Here is an 18,300-nt window from a genome sequence, read left to right on the forward strand (position 1 = left end):
GATGAAGGCGAGACTTGGGATTGCCCCCATCGCTTGGTGGAACGACGATCTGGCTGAATTGTCTGATGATGTCAGCTTGGAAGAATGCCTGAGGCAGGCGTCCGAGGCTGGCTTCACAGGAATGGAAACAGGCCGCCGCTTTCCTATGGATATGACGGAGCTTGGACCAATCCTTGCCCGATATGGCATTTCGGTATCGGGAGGCTGGTTCTCCGGCCTCCTGCTTGATGGCGATATCGAGGTCGAGAAGGATCGCATCGCTCAGCAGATGGAATTCTTCATCGCCGCGCAGGCTCCATGCATCGTTTATGGCGAAACTGCTCGTTCCATTCAGGGTGTTAGAACTGCGCCGCTTGCCACCAAACCAAAGCTATCTGAGGCTGAGATGGCATCATATGGCCGCAACGTGTCTGATTTCGCTGATTGGTGCGCTAAACAGGGAATGCCGATCTCGTATCACCACCACATGGCGGCAGCCGTGGAAACCGAGAGCGAGCTGGACCTGCTGATGAAGCATTCATCGGTTCCGTTGCTGTTTGATGCAGGCCACATGGCGTTCGCTGGTGGAGACGTCTTGCGCGTGGTTGAAAACCATCATTCGCGCATCACGCATGTACATACGAAGGACATTCGCCGCGACGTCGTTGATGGCCTTGACCGTACGACAGAGAGCTTCCTGGATGCCGTTATCAAAGGAGCCTTCACCGTTCCCGGAGACGGCAGTCTCGACTTCGAGGAAATCGTCAAAGCCTTGGCTGCAAAGGGATACGAGGGTTGGTTTGTCGTCGAGGCCGAGCAGGACCCCGTCGAAAATCCACCTTTGGAAATGGCCCGCAAGGGACACAAAGAGCTTCTGCGTGTGATGGACGCCGCAGGTTATGAGGTCATGAGATGAGCAAGATTGAAGGAAAGATCGCGGTTGTCACGGGCGGCACCCAAGGTCTAGGCGCGGCCATCGCCGAGCTTTTTGCCGAAGCTGGCGCAGCTGGCGTTGCCATCGTAGGCCGGGGAGTCGAAAAGGGTCAGGCCGTCGCAAAGCGCATCACAGAAAAAACCGGTGTACCTGTCGAGCTGATCGCCGCCGACCTCGGCGAGATCAAAGATGTTCAAGCAATCATTCCTGCTGCCGACAAACGGTTTGGCCGAGTTGATGTTCTCGTCAATGCAGCCGGGCTCACGGATCGCGGAAACATGCTCAACACGACGCCGGAGCTATTCGACCGGATGTTCGCCGTCAACACCCGGGCACCGTTCTTTCTGATCCAGGATGCTGCGAAGGTAATGATCCGCGAAGGCCTCGAAGGCAGAGTAGTCAACATCGGTTCGATGTCAGGTCTCGCGGGTCAGCCGTTTCTGGCACCTTACTCCGCATCCAAGGGTGCGCTTGCAACGGTGACGCGTCACGCTGGCTTTTCGCTCATGCGCCACCGCATTCACGTAAATCAGCTCGATATCGGTTGGATGAATTCTGATCACGAGCGCAAACTCGTCCTATCCGAGACGGGTGATCCTGATTTCATTGACCGCGCAGCTGCGGCGAAGCCATTTGGTCGAATTCTTGATCCGAAAGAAGTCGCGCGAGCGGTACTTTGGATGGCGTCCGACGACAGCGGCATGATGACGGGCGCTGTTATCCCATTCGATCAATCCGTCTATGGGGGGTACGATGACGCCCCCGTTCCAGCAAACAAGTTAGAGGCTTAAAATGCGCACTATCAAGGGACCAGGCGTATTCCTGGCGCAGTTCGCAGCTGATGATGCGCCCTACAATTCTCTTCCATCGCTTGCTCGGTGGGCGAAAGGCAAAGGCTTCAAGGGTGTCCAGATACCGACCTGGGACACGCGCCTTATCGATATGAAACAGGCTGCCGAAAGCCAGACCTATTGCGATGATTTGAAAGGGATGCTGGCCGAATATGGGCTGGAGATCACTGAACTGGCATCGCATATCACGGGTCAGTTGGTAGCAGTCCATCCCGCCCACGACCGGATTATGGATAGTTTTGCTCCGGAGCATGTTCGCGGTAATCCGTCAGCGCGTCGCGCTTGGGCGGAAGAGCAGCTTCGCTTCGCAGCGCGTGCATCGAAACGATTTGGCATCGACCGTCATGTGACGTTTCCGGGCGCTTTGCTTTGGCCGTATCTCTATCCGTACCCGCAGTGGCCTGGAGGTCTCGTCGAGGAAGGTTTTGACGAACTGGCGCGCCGTTGGACGCCGATTCTCAACGACTTCGATGAGCACGGTGTAGACGTTTGCTACGAAATCCATCCGAGCGAAGACCTTCACGATGGCCACAGCTGGGAAATGTTCCTGGATAAGGTCAAGGAGCATCCGCGCGCAAACCTGATGTACGACCCTTCGCACTTGGTTCTCCAGGGGATGGACTACCTGGCCTTCATCGATCACTACCACGAGCGGATCAAAACCTTCCATGTGAAGGACGCCGAGTTCCGCCCCGATGGCAAGTCTGGCTCTTATGGCGGGTACCAGCCGTGGTCAAAACGTGCAGGTCGGTTCCGGAGCCCGGGAGATGGCCAGGTCGATTTCGGTGCAATCTTCACCAAACTGACGACCTATGGCTTTGACGGCTGGGCGGTACTCGAATGGGAATGCTTCGTGAAGAATCCCGAGGACGGGGCGGCAGAAGGCGCACGCTTCATCGAAGACCACATCATCCGTGTATCGGATCGGGCTTTTGACGACTTTGTAAAATCAGGCGCAAATCGAAGCGCCAACCGGGCAATGCTCGGGCTGGAGGACTAATGAGCAAGAAACCACTTCGCCTTGGCATGGTCGGTGGCGGCCAGGGCGCTTACATCGGCAACATTCATCGGCTGGCATCGCGCCTGGATGGTAACTGGCTATTGGTCGCCGGTGCTTTCGATGTCGATCCCGACAAAGGCCGCGAGTTTGCCATCAATGAAGGGCTCGATCCCGCCCGCAGCTATGGCACGTATCAAGACCTGATTGCTGGTGAAAGCGCGCGTGAAGATCGCGTTGATGCGGTTGCGATCTGCACGCCGAACTTCACCCATTATCCAATTGCCAAGGCGCTGATCGAAGCTGGCTTCGATGTGATCTGCGAAAAGCCGCTGACGGCAACTCTTGAAGATGCTCTCGCTTTAGAGAAGCTATCTAAGGAATCTGATCGGTTTGTCGGCGTGACCTACACTTACTCAGGTTACCCGATGATTCACGAAGCACGGGTACGCGTGGCTGCTGGGGAGATCGGCGACATCCGGACAGTTCAGGTAGAATATCCCCTAGAATGGATGGCAACAGCCATCGAGCAGAAGGGCAACGCACAAGCAGCGTGGCGAACCGATCCCAAAAAGAATGGACGCGGCGGTTCAATCGGCGACATTGGTACGCACGCATATCACCTTGCAGGGTTCGTTACCGGCCTTAAGCTTGAAAAGCTAACGGCCGACTTGGCGACCTTCGTGGCTGGCCGCGCCCTCGACGACAACGCTCACGTAATGATGCGATATGAGGGTGGCGCGCGCGGGCTCCTCTGGTCGTCCCAGGTCGCGCTCGGCAACTCCAATGGTGTCAGGCTCCGCGTATTCGGGTCGACGGGTTCGTTTCAGTGGTTCCAGGAACAGCCCAATGAATTGATCTACACACCCCTGGATGGTCGAGTGCAGACGATCAAGCGTGGGGCTGATGATCTTTCGGAAGATGCGAAGGTTCGTACTCGCACGCCTCCAGGCCATCCTGAAGGATACCTGGAAGCCTTCGCTAATCTCTATTGTGGCTTCGCTGAGGCGATCCGGGCACGTCGTGAAGGGCGTGATCCCTCCGCCATCGGCCGCAATATTCCATTGACGTATGATGGCCTGAAAGGCGTCGCCTTCGTGGAAGCTGTCGTTGACAGTTCTGAGAGTGTCGAGCCCCGGTGGATTACCCCGGTAGCGGTCTGACTGACGAAAGAAAGGTTGCTGGTGCCCTGCGCGGGGTCACAGCAACCGCTTTTATCGGATTGACCGGCTTTCATCGCGGCTGCGACGTAAGACCCGTTACCGGCCTGCCACGCATCGCTGTCGGGAAGCCATAAAACAGCGAGATTTTTCTAGCGCCGATACGGATGAGATCGGTTGCACCGCGCTCTAAAAAGGTTTTGCCTGTCGACCGATAATAACCCATTGAAACTTCTTCATAAATCAGTGATTGCTGTCCGGAGAGAGGACAAGCCGTAACTTTATATGGCATTTTTTGTTAACCACGTTCGCGCATTGTCAGCACAAACAATACTGCTGGGTGTGTGACACGTGATGGATGGTGATGGAGAGAAAATAAGCAAAATTGAGGAGTTGATCGAAGCGGGCATTCGGTCTGGCGGGTCAGAACTCGCAAACTATCAGCTCTTCATTATCGGTCTTTGCGACGCTCTCGGCGTACCACGGCCCGATATGGCCCAGGAGCGCACCGAACTGAACGATTACGTGTTCGAGCGACGTGTCGACTTTAAGCATCTGGATGGCACCCGGACTGCTGGTCGCATCGATTGCTACAAGCGCGGATGCTTCATCTTAGAAGCGAAGCAGTCCCGAAAAAGAGTGTTGTTACACGCATCTGCTGGGAGGACGCAGGCAACATCATCTTTTCAGTCCAAGCGAGATATCCATGCCGCCCATAGAGTGCGAGGATGGGATCAGGTCATGCTCGCCGCTCGTAAGCAAGCCGAGGATTATGCCAGGGCTTTGCCCGTCGACCATGGATATCCACCGTTCCTCATTGTCGCAGATGTAGGGAATGTGATCGAGGTGTTCGCAGACTTTTCGGGCCAGGGCAAGAATTACGCCCACTTTCCTGATCGCCAATCATTTAGAATTCGAATGGATGACCTTCGTGATCCAGATATACAGCAGCGTCTCCGCTCAATTTGGACGAATCCAACCGCTCTTGATCCGACACGTCTATCGGCAGAGGTGACCCGAGACATCGCGGAGCGACTAGCACGAATCGCGAAGCGGCTTGAAGTCCGACATGACCCGAAAGACGTCGCCGAGTTCCTGATGCGATGTCTATTCACCATGTTCGCCGAGGACGTAAATCTTATCCCGGAAAAAGGCTTTTACACGCTTCTTGGTCAGATGAGGGAAACACCGGAAAATTTCGTCGCCGCGCTGGAAACGCTTTGGGCTGTGATGGATGCAGGTGGATACGCCCCTCATTTGAACGCTACCCTCAAAAAGTTCAACGGCTATCTCTTTAAGAAGCAGGCTGCTCTTCCGTTGGAGCAGGAAGACATCCATGAGCTTTGGGTCGCTGCCGGGAAAAACTGGTCCAATGTCGAACCGGCCATTTTCGGCACGCTCCTTGAACGTGCTCTCAATCCTCGTGAGCGTTCTAAACTTGGGGCGCATTATACGCCTCGCGTGTATGTCGAGAGGCTGGTGGTGCCGACAATCATCGAGCCGCTGCGTGCCGACTGGGACTTGATTAAGGGCCAGGTGAAGGAATTCCGCGACAAGGGAAACGGTGCTGGAGCAATCGCGGTTGTAAAAGGCTTTCATCATAAGCTATGCACCACGCGGGTCCTCGATCCAGCGTGCGGTACTGGAAATTTTCTTTACGTCAGTTTGGAACTGATGAAGCGCCTTGAGGGCGAAGTGTTCGAGGCGCTTGATGATCTGGGTGATGATCAACGTCGCTTAGCAATGGACGGAGAAACGGTAAGTCCGCGACAGTTCTACGGTCTGGAATTAAACCCACGCGCGGTCCCGATTGCTGACCTTGTTCTTTGGATCGGCTATCTGAAGTGGCAGCTCAAGACGGCCGGTTTATCGTCCATTACTGAACCCGTTCTTCACGCCTATGGAACAATTCGACGCAACGACGCGATCCTCTCATACGATATGGAAAAGGCGGTCCTCGACGGGTCTGGGAAAGCGCTGTCACGTTGGGATGGGGTGACGACTAAACTCCATCCTATCACCGGTGAACCCGTTCCAGACCTCGATGCTCAAGTTCCGATATCGACCTACGTCAATCCACAGGCAGCTTCATGGCCGGAAGTTGAATTTATAGTCGGGAACCCTCCATTTATCTCGGGCAGAGAACTTCGTTCAGAGCTTGGTGACGGCTATGTGGATGCTTTGGGCCGTGCATATCCACGAGTCCCGAAGAATGTCGACTTCGTCATGTACTTTTGGCATCAGGCTCTGAAAAGTGGTTCTCGTTCAATCGGTTTCGTGTCTACTTCTCGATTAAGGCTGCAACAGAACAATAAGGTGTTCGCAAAGGCCTTGGAAGACGGTGGTCAGCACCTGTATTTCGCCGTGCCCGACCACAGATGGCCCGATGACACAGGCTCTGCCTCTGTTCGGATATGCATGGCCTCTGCAGGACGCGATGAAAATACTCCACGTCGTGTTGTCTGGACGCCAGATGCTGATCAAACAGCCTCCGTCCGTTATGAGGAAGATCAATACAGCAGTTTGCTACGAACCGAGCGAGTTCGCTTCATCCCGCCAAACTTAAACCCGGCCATCAGCCAAGAGCAGCCCCAATCGCTCCTCGCAAACGCTGGGCTCGGAAGCGCAGGAGTGAAGCCGTATGCCAGAGGATTTATAGTCGGAGACAGTTCCCGTCTTGACCACCCGACCAGGCCGTTTGCTAACGGTGCAACGATAGGCCAAGGGCGTGAGTTTATGCGTATCCTCGATGTCAATCATCTGAGCTTGGATGATCTGCGCTCGGGATATCCGGTGACGTACCAATATTTGCTTGAGACGGTCTATCCTCACAGAGCGGAGGAGCGAAATCCGCGCCTGAGGAGCGAGTGGTGGCGTTACGAGGCAAACCGAAATGATCTTCGCGAAGCGCTGACCGGTAGCGAAGTTTACTTTGCCACCTTGGAAAATTCGCCTCGCAGATACTTCTCGGCGTTGGATGAGGAAGTTCTGCCTGATCAGAAGCTCAGGGTGGTCGCGTCAAACGACTTTGCCCTCTTCGCGATCCTCAACTCCCGTTTGCATGAATTGTTTTCCGTGAAGATGGGGGGACGGACAGGAAAGGCTAATACGCCGGTCTACAACAGTAGGTGCTTCGATGAATTCCCATTCCCCCTGGCGATTAGCGCCAGGGCGTCATCTACTGATCCCAGGTACGGACTGCAAGAGCGGCTGAGAGAGCTGGGAAAAAGGCTCGACACGTTCAGGAAAGCGCGACTTCAGCAACACAGCTTCCTTTCGATGACCGGTCTATACAACGCCCTTGAGCGGCTACGCGAAGCTCAGGGTGGCTTCAAATCAGCTCCATTCTCCGAGATGGAGACAGACATCCATCAGGCGGGACTAATTTCCGTACTAAGTGAAATTCATGACGATATGGACAGAGCAACGTTCACCGCCTACGGCTGGGAGGACCTCATTCCTGATGTCATCGGCAAGCCAGGCGCTACCGCCGCGATGCACGCGAAAAACCCGACGCTTTTAAAAGCTGAGGAAGAAATGCTTCGCCGACTTATTCGGTTAAATCATGAAAGGGCTGAGGGGGAGAAGCGAGGCGTGGTTCACTGGACCCGCGCAGAGTATCAGTCGAATCGCTTTCGCGGAAAAGTCCCTGCCTTGGATGAGACGCATGTGGGAATACTTGATGTCGATATCCCGGATGGCATCAGTCGCCCGAAATGGCCAGACGATGGTCTGGAACAGATTAGGTTGGTGCGCGACCTTCTGGCGAATGCATCATCACCGACGCCATCAGGCGTGCTCACTTCAGTTTTCGAAGGGAGGAACACCTCAAAGCGCCGGGGCCGCGTGGCCGAGGTTTTGGAAACATTGGTCGCAACCGGTGTGGCCAGGTCCGGAGAAGTGGACGGCCAGATGCGCTACTTCTTGCCAAGGTAATTCACTGCCTTTGGTGAGAAGCCGTCACGTCTAGACTTTGTGACGGTAGCTCGCGACGTATAAGGCAAGACAACATTCCCTCGTACCTATTCACCAATCGATGTCGAGATTCGAAACGAACGGACAGCGTATACACGGAGCTGGAAAATGGATTGGACGACGCCGGAGCGATAGCACGTGTCCTTCGAGACTATTACTTGAGCACCATTTTTCCTGGTGGACGCGATCAGATTTCGACGGCAAGTCCAGAGATAAATCCGGTTTGAGCGCGTTCTCGTTCGTATCCTCGCGGATTGCAAATAACCCGGGTGGTGCCTTCTCGATAATCGCGAAAATGATGGATGTGACCGTGCACCCAAAGGTCGGGTTTCCCTTGCGCGATCATCGCAGACAGGTCCGAAGCGAAGGCGGCATTGCTTGGGTGACCTCTGAAAGCGTGGTGGAGAGATCGAGCCAGTGGCGCGTGATGGGACAGGACAACAGTGCGGCCATCGAATTGGTCTTCCAACTCGGTCGCTATGAAGTCGCGGCTCTCCATGTGTCGTTCGATTAGTTCCTTTGCGGTTAAGAGGCCAGGCATTCCTGTCTCTGGCCAATCCGAGCGATAAATCGCGTGGAAGTCCATCATGTAACGTTTGCAAATGTTGATCGCGTAGGATTTCCGTTCAGGAAGCGGCAGCTCAGTTTTGATGCCGTGCTCGATTTCAAAGTCAGTCCACAACGTCGCGCCAATGATACGGATTTACCAAGCACGATTACTTCATTTTCCAGGACAGTAACGTTTGAGCGCTTTGCCATTCGCTTTGCGGTTTTGATGCTCGCCCGGATGGTCGCTCCATAGTATTCGTGATTTCCGAGTACCATTACGACCGGCATTCGTGGGCTAATATGGCGGAGCACGAATTGCATCGACATCTCGACAATACCCGACACATCACCCGCGCAGATGCAGATATCTGCGTCAGGAATTTCAAGGTCGGTCCGAGAAAGCTCGGAATTTTTGACATGAAGATCGCTGACGATCCAAGCTTTCATGGGTTCGCCTATCGGTGAAAGAGGGGTGTGGAAGGGGCGGCGGGAACCCGGTCAACATTGACAGGTCCCCGATCAATCACGCAGCGTCAGCCGGTAAATTCCAGCCGCTGCGTTGAGACGTCGGCAACGCAGAGACCTTGTAGAAGGGTTTTCAGCCGTTCACCCTCCAATCTCTTTTCTTGTTGCAGCGCTCGGGCTATTGCGGTCATGGCGTCGACGTTAGCCTCAAGCAGGCTTCTTGCGCGGGAATATTCTGCCCGCAGGATGTCGTCGACGTCGCTTCGAAGTCCGGGTGAGGTTTCGAGAAGCTTTTGAACGGGACGATCAACGTCGTCGGGAAAAACCGAGAGCCGTTTTCCGAGACCAAATCGAGTAATCATGAGTACAGCCGACTCGGTCGCGCTGGTCAGGTCGCTTCCGCGTGAGCCTCCAGCGGTCGTCGAGCGATTTTTAAAGACAAGCTCTTCGGCCGCCATCCCGGCTAGGCTAATCGCGATGTCCTGCCGAAAAAATTCCTCAGTCCTCAGCGGAGGAGTTGGACAATTTGATGAAGTTCGACCAAGCGCATCGTGTGCATCAACATTGTCGTGGTAATCGTCAAACAGTTCGACGGAGGACACACTTCCTGGATTCGACAGTTCGGTTAGGACCGCATGCGCGGCTTCGTGAATGCAGATACGCCATCGGTCGTCGTCGCTGAGCGGCATCTGCTTTGGGACGACAGCCCATACGTCGTCGATCATCACACTGCGGTTCTGAATGCGAGCAACTTGCTTTGCTTTACGAGCCAAGCGCTCAAGGTCGGACCCGGTCTTGCCATTCAAATGCCGCGCGATGTCACGAAATTCCTTCGAGGCGTCAAGCGCAGGGAGGTAAAATTGAAGGATTTCCGCCCGCTCAATTGCACTTGGCCGCTTCATCTCGATATGCGTTTCCAACCGCCCCGACCGTAAAATAGCGGGATCAATGGCTTCGGGAAAATTCGTACAGCCAACAACTACCACGCCCTCGCGACCGGCGACGCCATCCAAGGCCTCCAAAAGTCCATTGACCACCTCGGTACAATAGTGCCGGTTGTCGCCAGAAAACGCCCGGCGATCTCCAACACTGTCGATTTCATCAATGAGCAGTATCGACGGGGCTCTGTCGCGCGCCTCGGCAAAATCCTGTCTCATCGCTTTAAGCAGGTCCCCCAAATGGCCGGTGGCCTGCCACTTGGCAAGCGACGTCGGAACCAGATGCGCACCACATTCATTTGCCAGGGAGGCGGCAAAGGATGTCTTGCCGACGCCAGGGGGGCCGTACAGAAGGATGCCTCTATCCATATCAGACCAATACATCCGACCGGATCGCCACAGCCCAAGATCGTGTTTGAACTTCTCACCCCATGCTCCGGCCTCACCGTATGCAGCCAGAGGAACCAATCTTGGACCTTTCGCCGGTTTCGTCTGAAGCCTTTCGAGCTTGGTCAGGGCAGCGGCGGCCGACCGACCTTTTCGAAAAATGGAATTGATAAAGGCAGGGTCCTGCTGCCTGAGGCGATCCTTTTCCTCATCCGAAAGCGGCCCCGTTTCCAGCTGGCGCGTTAGACTGTCGAGATGCCGATCATCAAGGATTTCCAGATCAACGACCGCGTCAGCGCTGACCTCGAATTCTGGATGCAGTTCCGCACCTCGCGGGACAAAAACAATGACTTTCTGAGCGTCGAGGAAGTTGCCTGGCGTGAAATCCCACGCACCGCGCTTCGTGCGAGGTGGGTGGCAAAAGGTTTTCAGTTTCGAGAGGCCTCGGTCGCCCGATTTTAAGCACACATCGGCGACATAGTCGAAGTCGTCGATGGGCCAGGTGCGGGGCACGTTGACTACTAGAACCGATGTCGCTTCGGCAAAAAAATCCTTCTGCTGTCGCATCAATCTCACGAAGGCGCAGAAAGCTAGAAATTTCCTTGGACTCGCCGCCAAAGCAGTTGGGGCCGACCGACGATTGAGCCTCCCCGGGCTTCGGGAAATTACGGCGCGCAGGTTCGATGTCGCGTTAATTAAATGCTCGATAGCTTCGTCGAGCAACTCTTGATCCGGATCAGACTTCACTGGTTGCCGCCTCCAATCAGCGGTCGGCCGAGCCGATACCAACGTGTCAGCGTACGCGCGAGTTGCCAGTGTTCATCCCAATACACAATTTCAGTGGTTGCCGCTGGTCGCCCATCTCTTACGGTTGGATGCCCAAGGACTGTACCCAGAAGAATTGGGACGGCGCGCTTGGCAATCATCCAATCTGAAATCGAGACTTCGGGTGCGATGGATTCGGGTCCATCCCGGCCGACCCGTTCAAGGTCATCCGCGAGACGCCGGTAAGTAGTGATCAGCTCCGCTGGCGAAGAGACCTCGAAGTCGGTTTCAGAACTTGCCATGAGAAATACCCTTCCAGCTTTGCTGTTGCACATTCGCTCACGAACCAGTGGCGACGCTGACTGCGCCGATTAAAGAGTGACCGCCTATTCTGGCGAGGTGATCACAGTGGACTGCTCGCCTAGGTGTCTCGTCGCTGATTCGATGGAACTCCTTTAACGCGACGGTTCGATTCGCGCAACAAAACTAGAATAAATGCTACAATTTTCTACTAAGCGCGATGAAACTAGAAATGTTGACATTTTTTTTGTTTCATCATTTTTCGCCTTTTATGACGGGATATCCAACACATCGGCAATTGCGAGCGGCGCGGTCGATGCTCGGCAAAACTCAGGCATGGTTGGCAAAAGAGGCCAACATCACGCCAGCGGTTTTGCTCGGTCTGGAATCCTCCAAACGAAAGCTCCCCGACAATCACGCACTTTCGCGGGTTCACGCTGTACTGAAAGCCGAAGGGCTCGAACTTTTGGAATCGTCTCACTCACAGGGCGAAGGTGTTCAGTGGCAGCATCCGACTGGCCTGACATGGGTTTCAGGTCTTCGCCACGCCCGTGCGATGCTGAACCTCTCCCTGGATGAAATGGCTGATCTCTCGGAAGTTGGCCGAGACGCGATAGCTCGCATTGAACGCGGGGGACTTAAGCGAATTCCGGAACAATCAGCGACGAAACTGAGGGCCGTTTTGCTCAGAAAAGGAGTGGTAATTGTTCCGGAAGATCGAAATCACGGCCTCGGCGTTCGTGCGTTATCGTCGCCTCTATCGTCCTAAATGTTGCTCTAGGCCGTCGAAAAACCAGTTGAACTTAAACTTATAATTGTCTTAGTTCTTCACCGGGGACTACCGGAGGGGACAATGAAATTCGACATCAATGGTCGCATTGACAATCTGCGCGTGCCGTCAAACCGTACGGCACTTTCGTACTCAATTTATGAAGCCGTGAGCAACGCAGTCCACGCGGTTGAAGAACGCTTTGGCGTGTCAGACTTCGCAAAGCGGGGTGTGATTACGGTCAGCATTGATTTCGACAAAAACAAGAACCTGAAGCATGTTGCCGTGTCCGACAATGGCGTGGGATTGAACGAGAAGCATCTGAAGTCGTTTGAAACCTGTGACACCCGCGAGAAAGAAAGTATTGGAGGACGTGGCGTTGGGCGTCTTATTTGGGCTAAGGTTTTTCGGGAAATAATCGTCAGAAGCACCTATGAGATTGGTCTCGACGGTTGCGAAGAGGTGCGTTTCTCGTTTGATCCACGTAGAGACGAATCCCTAGTTGATATTGAACGCCTACCTGGAAAAGTCGACGACGTTGGAACTCAGATTATCCTGGGGGCAATCCGACCTGACCAAAACGCAGCCATTGGGAAAGGTCCGCTGACGCGCCAGCTTTGCCACCACTTCTTCCCGATGTTCATTGCTGGGGGCATGCCGAAACTGATCGCTGCTATTGGTCCTTCACCGCGTGACATAGGTGGCTATCTCGCCGAGCGTGTTGAAAAGCAGCAAGAGCAAAAAGAAGTCCTTGAGTTTAACGGAATTGGCGAACTGCATATCACGCACGTTTATGTAGAGAAGAACATCTCGCAGGGTTTTTCGAATGCCATTCTCTTGGCCGCTCAAGGACGCGTCGTCGAGACGATTGAAATCGGCCAGAAATTCGCACTGACTGGCCTTGAGAACGGCAAAGCTTACGTTTGTGTTGTACGAGGCAATTTCCTTGATACCAACGTTGATCAGGAGCGAACTTCATTTAAAGCGTCCCAAGCGGAGCTTTCAGCAATCCACGAAAAGGCATTGGAGGCAGCTGAGACATTTTTAGAGCCTCACATTAAGACTTTGCGGAAGGGGCAGAAGCGTATTGTCGTCGACCTCCTTCAGGAGCATCCGCAGCTGGCGGTGTCGGTGGATGACATAGACGGCTACGTTCAGAAGTTAACTCCAGGAATGTCGGATGAGGACATCGGAAAGAGCCTTTTCACCGTGCTTTATCGCCACGAAAAAAAGGTAAAGGCCGACATCAGTTCTATTTCGGCAGATGCCAATGCCAGCGAGAACAGGCAGGACCAAATCGACAAGCTGGTACAGAGAGTAAGTGAAGACGCGAAACGACGCCTCGCCGAGTACACCATCAAACGGCATCAAATAATCCAGCTCGCAAGATCATTGCTGAGATACTCAGATGACGAAAAGAAATCTTATCATTGGGAAAAGACTCTGCACGAGATCATTTGTCCAATGGGCAAGATGTTGAGTACCAAAGACTACGATGATCATAATTTGTGGCTCGTGGATGACCTCCTATCCTACTACAGCTTCTTTGCATCAGACAAAGCTATGTCGGCACTCGGCATCGATGGAGAGAGGAAGGAGCCTGACCTTATTTTTCTTAACCCCTATGGGTTTCGCCGGGAGGGAACGAACGATCCAGTCGTCGTAGTAGAATTCAAGAGGCCGGGCGATGAACAATTGTCAAGCGACCCGGTGGACCAGGTTCTCGAATATGTCGAGAAGCTTCGCAGCAAGACGGTAAGGGACCAAAACGGCGAAGTGGTTTCCGAAATTGGCGAAGAGACGCCATTCGAATGCATAATATTGTGTGACCTCACGGAGGGGGCGAGGAAGCGGTTCAAACGGAGTCTAGCCCAACATCCGACGCCAGACGGCCTTGGCTATTATGGGTTCTCTCCAAACCACAAAGCCTCTCTGAGAGTGCTCAGCTATAAGAAGGTGTTCAGAGATGCCGAACTGCGAAACCAGAGCTTTTTCCAAAAACTTGGTCTTTTGCCTGAAGAAGTTCGGGCCGCACTAGCAGCTGCGACCCAGGTGGTAACGGAGGCGGCGGAATGACAGCGCAAAGTGCTCTCATTCCTTAACGGTCGTTTGTTGCCTTTGCTGCAATGTATTCTTTGGTGGGAAAGCCTCATCATGATAGACCGCCACCGAGAATATGGGTGGAGTCGTAAGATGGGGTTGACCGAGTGGAAGGGTGGAGCTGAATTGTATGCGGTACGCACGCGTAGTGCTGGGCTATAAGCTCGATGACCTCTCAGAAAGGCCCGGCGCTCGTCCATACGCCATCGCTCTCCTAGAAAGTGCTGAGTGGGGCGGAAGAACCACTTCGGTTCGGGCTGGAACCGTCAACACAAGCCTGTTCGCCGCTCGCGTCCTGAACTGGCAGAGGAGAATACCTGTACTTGCGCGTTTCAAGGCGGATGAGCATTCCAAAATCCAAGGGCATAGTGATTGAAAACGCAGGTTCTTCCACGTCCCGTCCCGGGCAGAGTTCACATCCTAACTGGCGTCAACGGCTCCGGTAAAACACGCTATATATCCGCGCTCGCTGATCAGACAATTGATGAACTGAAAGCGGGCGACAGCGAATTCTCGCACGTTGTCTGTCTCTCTGGTCCTGTGATCGATAAATATTCACAGCGGGTCTATCGGCAAACCCTTGATTCCGAGCACTTCACATATCTTGGCTATCGCCGGAACAACAATCTGTTTTCTGAAACCGCTCCTTTTCGTGAACTTTTTAAGGTTGTGCTGGACCGGGAGCTAACGGAGCAGTCTTTGGAGCTGGCGGGTTTCTGCCTCCGGCAGCTCAATCTTGAACCTGTTGTAGTGTTAATGCTGCCGAGCGAGGGAGGTCGACGCCGCGACACCGAATATACTCTCCACTTCGATAATTGGATAAGACCCGCAATTCCTACTCATCGATCAACTGCCAGAGCGCAGTTTGCGTTCTACAGGAATGAACGTCGGCTTTTTCTGCAAGAGTTGAGTGCGGGGGAGAGGTCATTTCTCCTTCTCATGCTCGCGTTCTGCTTCTGCCTCCCTACGAACTGCCTCATTGTTGTCGACGAGCCCGAAACGTCTCTCCATCCAGAGTGGCAGTTGACGGTAATGAGCAGGCTACTTGATATCGTGGCGCAGCTCAAAATTAATGCAACGGTGGTGGTTACCACCCATTCCCCGCTGGTGGTCGCCAGCATTTCAAACGAAACGTCACTAACGTGCGATTTTCCTAGCGGGACCGAGTGGAAAAAAGAGACCCTTTTTGGACAAACTTCGGACACGGTGCTCTTAGAACACTTCGGCGTCGCTTCTCCCCGATCACCTAGAGTAATTGACGCGATACAGCGTTGCCTAACTCTTATTTCCCAGGGAAAAGCCAAAAGCTCCGATTTCAAAGCCGCCGTGGCTGACCTAGAGAATTTTCAATTAGTTCTTGCTGAGTCTGATCCTTTATTTAATCCGCTTCAAACCATCCGTAAGTTTGCACGGGGAACAGAATGAATCTCGGACCCGGTCGGATGAGCCCAACTCATCGAAGCGCATTAAGGAGAAAACGATGTCAAAAAGCCATCCGGGCATATCGTCACGGGAAAATCCAGTGGGCCGACAAGCAACTGGCTGGCGTTCGCATGGACCTCAGAAAGTCACTTCGGGCACAACAAGTTGGACGATGCTACTTCTGCCGCCAGTTGGTTGATCAGGAACGGCGCAACGCTTGCGAAGATATCGAACACTATCTCGACAAGTCGAAGCCACACTACAGGAAGTGGGCGTTTTCGCCTGTGAATCTCACGATGGCATGCCACCCTTGCAACATGCAGAAAGGTAATCGCGATCTCGGCGATCAAGCGATGCGTGAATCTCAGTCGCTACGGCCAGGCAGCGGGTCGTTCAAATGGCTGCATCCGTACTTCGACGATTTTCACCTCAACATCGAGATTCATCCTGGCTGGGTTTATGCTGTAAAACCGAACGCGCCGAGAGCTGCCGAAGCGACAGCGATGTTGTGTGATTTGGAGCTTGACCAAATCAAGCGTATTCAAAAAACTGCCCAGCGATATCACGATCTAATAGCGCGTGCTGTCGTCTTGATGAACAAGCTTATTCAAAGAAACGAGATCGACAGACCTAGGATGAAATGGGTTACGGCATTCATTGCCAGCATCAACGAAGAACTACGGTGGATGTGAATGCCCGCCGCTCAGCGGGGAAACCTAGTGGTCAGAGCGCGGACGGTTAACCCGCCCGCATCTCAGAACTTATTCCATGCCGAGAGCAGCCATATAGGTCTGCAAGATGGATTCTTCTTCCATCCGCTCATTTGCGTCCTTTTTGCGGAGGCGAAGAATGGTCTTGATGGCCTTGGTGTCAAAGCCTCGTCCCTTGGCCTCACCCAGAACGTCTTTAATGTCTGAGGCTATCGCGGCCTTCTCTTCTTCCAGCCTTTCAATTCGCTCAATGATCGAGCGCAATTCTGATGCTGTGACATTTTCTATCGAAGTTTCTTCCATTCACTTTCTCCTAAATGGGTTGCTGATTGGGCCACAATCGTCGGCTTGGAACCGAGGTTGGTTGGCACCACTTTGTTGGTGAATACCGGTAATTGCTCTGTCCATTGAAGGCCAGCTAAGTTATTGATTCCACTACGCAGATGCGCCGTTCGGTAAGAAGACCGATGTTTGAAAATCGTCGGCAATGGTCTTCTTTTCTTCTTCCAGACGTTCGATGCGCTCGATAAAGGCGCGGAGTTGGTCGCGGGCGACGCCCTGGACATCAGACATCGGTCTCTCCTAATATTTCGGGATTGGCATTTTCGAAGGTGAGGTGCCGCGAACCGGACGCAAGGTCAAGCCCGTAGCGCTCATTCCTTCGGCTTGTTCAGTTCAAATGCGGCTTTTTGCGCATCGCTGGCTTCGTTCTGGTGGAGTTTTTTCCACTCCTCATAAGGCATGCCGTAGACATGCTCTCGGGATTCATCCCGGCTGATATCGACGCCGGCTTCGATTGCGGCATCGCGATACCAGTTCGACAGGCAGTTGCGGCAGAAGCCGGCGAGGTTCATCATGTCGATGTTCTGCACGTCGCTGCGGCTCTGCAGGTGCGATACCAGCCGGCGGAAGACGGCGGCTTCGAATTCGATCTGCTGCTCCCGGCTGATGTCGGTCATGTCTGGTCTCCATAAGAAATGTCGTAGGCGCCTGTGCGGGAGGCAAAGACCCGGTATTCATGCAGCGCCGGATCGTCGTTCATGGCGGAAAAGATCGGGGCCAGCCGGGCGGCCCAGGCCGCTATGCCCTTTTCGTCGGCGATCAGGTCCTGCCGGACCTCGAGCAGCGCGTGCGGGATGCCCTTCATCATGCAGTGACGGTACATGCTATCGCCTTTCAACGCGCCATCATAGGGCTCGTTGTCGCCGACGACGATATCGCCGGCAGCGGCCAGATGCCGGATGAGCGGCACGACGGCGCGGTTGTCGCTATCCCAGAGGATGCCTGCATGCCAGGGGCGCGGCACGCCCTTCCAGGCGGGCGTGAAGGAATGCAGCGACAGCACCAGCGGTGCCCGGCCGGTCTTTTCAGCAACCGAAGCGATCGTCCGCGCCACGGCGTGGTGATAGGGGCGGTGATATCGCACGAGGCGGCCGTTCCACTCGGCCTCGTCGATCGGATGATTGCCGGGGATGATCGCACCGTCGGAGATCTTCATGATCAGCGTCGGGTCGTCTTCGCCGCGGTTCGGGTCGATCAGCAACCGGGAAAAGCAGCTCATCACGGCCGGCACGTCGAGCATCAGCGACAGCGCTCGCGTCAATCCCTCGATGCCGATGTCATAGGCGATATGCCGTTCGAAGGCGCTCTCCGGCAGGCCGAGCCGGCCGTAAGCGGGCGGCAGGCGGTTCATGGCGTGATCAGCGACGATCACCATGCCTTTGTCATGATTGCCGGATAGGGTTTCGTAGGCTGGAGAGTCTGGCATGCGCGGGGACCGATGGCCGGTTTCGTGTTCGCCGTTTGATCGCATGCGCAAGGGGGATGTGCAAGCCGATATCGCCGGCCTTGATTTTGCCAAGGCGTCCGTTTTGACTTTTATCGCGAATATAACCGATTAGAGTTGCGTTGACATTCGGCGACTGGCATCGCAAGAAAGCACTGACGACAAATCATGGAGTCCCATCGGAAGCCGTGCCCCATACATTTCTGAATCTCT

Annotated in this window: 16 protein-coding genes and 1 pseudogene; 10 read left to right on the forward strand and 7 right to left on the reverse strand. The window is 54.3% G+C overall.

The window, feature by feature from the left end; all coding sequences use genetic code 11:
* The first annotated feature begins 1 nt into the window (after window position 1).
* From iolE to ACSQ3I_RS16695, 6 genes are all read left to right on the forward strand, one after another.
* Complete coding sequence (gene iolE, locus ACSQ3I_RS16670; protein WP_436000744.1) at window positions 2-895, forward strand: myo-inosose-2 dehydratase; 894 nt, start codon at window positions 2-4, stop codon at window positions 893-895.
* Window positions 892-1,704, forward strand: a complete 813-nt coding sequence (locus ACSQ3I_RS16675) for an SDR family oxidoreductase (RefSeq protein ID WP_436000745.1) — start codon at window positions 892-894, stop codon at window positions 1,702-1,704. Before iolE ends, ACSQ3I_RS16675 begins: the two co-directional genes overlap by 4 nt.
* Before the next feature lies 1 nt (window position 1,705).
* Complete coding sequence (locus ACSQ3I_RS16680; RefSeq protein ID WP_436000747.1) at window positions 1,706-2,764, forward strand: sugar phosphate isomerase/epimerase family protein; 1,059 nt, start codon at window positions 1,706-1,708, stop codon at window positions 2,762-2,764.
* Window positions 2,765-2,790: 26 nt separating this feature from the next.
* Window positions 2,791-3,924 carry a Gfo/Idh/MocA family protein gene (locus ACSQ3I_RS16685; RefSeq protein ID WP_436001162.1) on the forward strand — a complete coding sequence of 378 codons (1,134 nt, stop codon included), beginning with the start codon at window positions 2,791-2,793 and terminating at the stop codon, window positions 3,922-3,924.
* 351 nt (window positions 3,925-4,275) lie between these two features.
* Window positions 4,276-7,857, forward strand: a complete 3,582-nt coding sequence (locus ACSQ3I_RS16690; RefSeq protein ID WP_436001164.1) for a class I SAM-dependent DNA methyltransferase — start codon at window positions 4,276-4,278, stop codon at window positions 7,855-7,857.
* Window positions 7,858-8,119: 262 nt separating this feature from the next.
* Window positions 8,120-8,410, forward strand: a complete 291-nt coding sequence (locus ACSQ3I_RS16695) for a hypothetical protein (protein ID WP_436000749.1) — start codon at window positions 8,120-8,122, stop codon at window positions 8,408-8,410.
* Window positions 8,411-8,481: 71 nt separating this feature from the next.
* On the opposite strand, the gene ACSQ3I_RS16700 is transcribed toward ACSQ3I_RS16695, so the two are convergent.
* From ACSQ3I_RS16700 to ACSQ3I_RS16710, 3 genes are all read right to left on the reverse strand, one after another.
* Entirely contained in the window at window positions 8,482-8,892 is a 411-nt protein-coding gene (locus ACSQ3I_RS16700) for a metallophosphoesterase family protein (protein WP_436000751.1), read from the reverse strand.
* Between the two features lie 86 nt (window positions 8,893-8,978).
* Window positions 8,979-10,982, reverse strand: a complete 2,004-nt coding sequence (locus tag ACSQ3I_RS16705; protein ID WP_436000753.1) for an AAA family ATPase — start codon at window positions 10,980-10,982, stop codon at window positions 8,979-8,981.
* The gene (locus ACSQ3I_RS16710) at window positions 10,979-11,302 is read right to left on the reverse strand and encodes a hypothetical protein (RefSeq protein ID WP_436000755.1); all 324 of its coding nucleotides are present in this window, start codon (window positions 11,300-11,302) and stop codon (window positions 10,979-10,981) included. The genes ACSQ3I_RS16705 and ACSQ3I_RS16710 overlap by 4 nt, the downstream gene beginning before the upstream one ends.
* Before the next feature lie 230 nt (window positions 11,303-11,532).
* Between ACSQ3I_RS16710 and ACSQ3I_RS16715 the strand changes: the two genes are divergently transcribed.
* From ACSQ3I_RS16715 to ACSQ3I_RS16730, 4 genes are all read left to right on the forward strand, one after another.
* Window positions 11,533-12,069, forward strand: a complete 537-nt coding sequence (locus ACSQ3I_RS16715) for a helix-turn-helix domain-containing protein (RefSeq protein ID WP_436000757.1) — start codon at window positions 11,533-11,535, stop codon at window positions 12,067-12,069.
* 84 nt (window positions 12,070-12,153) lie between these two features.
* Window positions 12,154-14,145 (forward strand): ATP-binding protein, encoded by a 1,992-nt coding sequence (locus ACSQ3I_RS16720; protein WP_436000759.1) that lies wholly within the window; start codon window positions 12,154-12,156, stop codon window positions 14,143-14,145.
* Between the two features lie 396 nt (window positions 14,146-14,541).
* On the forward strand, window positions 14,542-15,594 hold the full coding sequence (locus tag ACSQ3I_RS16725; protein ID WP_436000761.1) for an AAA family ATPase: 1,053 nt from the start codon (window positions 14,542-14,544) through the stop codon (window positions 15,592-15,594).
* Entirely contained in the window at window positions 15,591-16,283 is a 693-nt protein-coding gene (locus tag ACSQ3I_RS16730; RefSeq protein WP_436000763.1) for a hypothetical protein, read from the forward strand. Before ACSQ3I_RS16725 ends, ACSQ3I_RS16730 begins: the two co-directional genes overlap by 4 nt.
* A 69-nt stretch (window positions 16,284-16,352) precedes the next feature.
* Here ACSQ3I_RS16730 and ACSQ3I_RS16735 read toward each other — a convergent pair whose 3' ends face one another.
* From ACSQ3I_RS16735 to ACSQ3I_RS16750, 4 genes and pseudogenes are all read right to left on the reverse strand, one after another.
* Entirely contained in the window at window positions 16,353-16,604 is a 252-nt protein-coding gene (locus tag ACSQ3I_RS16735) for a DUF2312 domain-containing protein (protein WP_436000765.1), read from the reverse strand.
* A gap of 168 nt (window positions 16,605-16,772) precedes the next feature.
* Window positions 16,773-16,874: pseudogene (locus tag ACSQ3I_RS16740) on the reverse strand (GapR family DNA-binding domain-containing protein); the annotation flags it as partial.
* 80 nt (window positions 16,875-16,954) lie between these two features.
* Window positions 16,955-17,260, reverse strand: a complete 306-nt coding sequence (locus tag ACSQ3I_RS16745; protein WP_436000766.1) for a DUF1244 domain-containing protein — start codon at window positions 17,258-17,260, stop codon at window positions 16,955-16,957.
* Window positions 17,257-18,069 carry an N-formylglutamate amidohydrolase gene (locus ACSQ3I_RS16750; RefSeq protein ID WP_436000767.1) on the reverse strand — a complete coding sequence of 271 codons (813 nt, stop codon included), beginning with the start codon at window positions 18,067-18,069 and terminating at the stop codon, window positions 17,257-17,259. Before ACSQ3I_RS16750 ends, ACSQ3I_RS16745 begins: the two co-directional genes overlap by 4 nt.
* Window positions 18,070-18,300: the final 231 nt, after the last annotated feature.

It is taken from the genome of Rhizobium sp. LjRoot30 (assembly GCF_964253915.1).
GTDB lineage: Bacteria > Pseudomonadota > Alphaproteobacteria > Rhizobiales > Rhizobiaceae > Metarhizobium.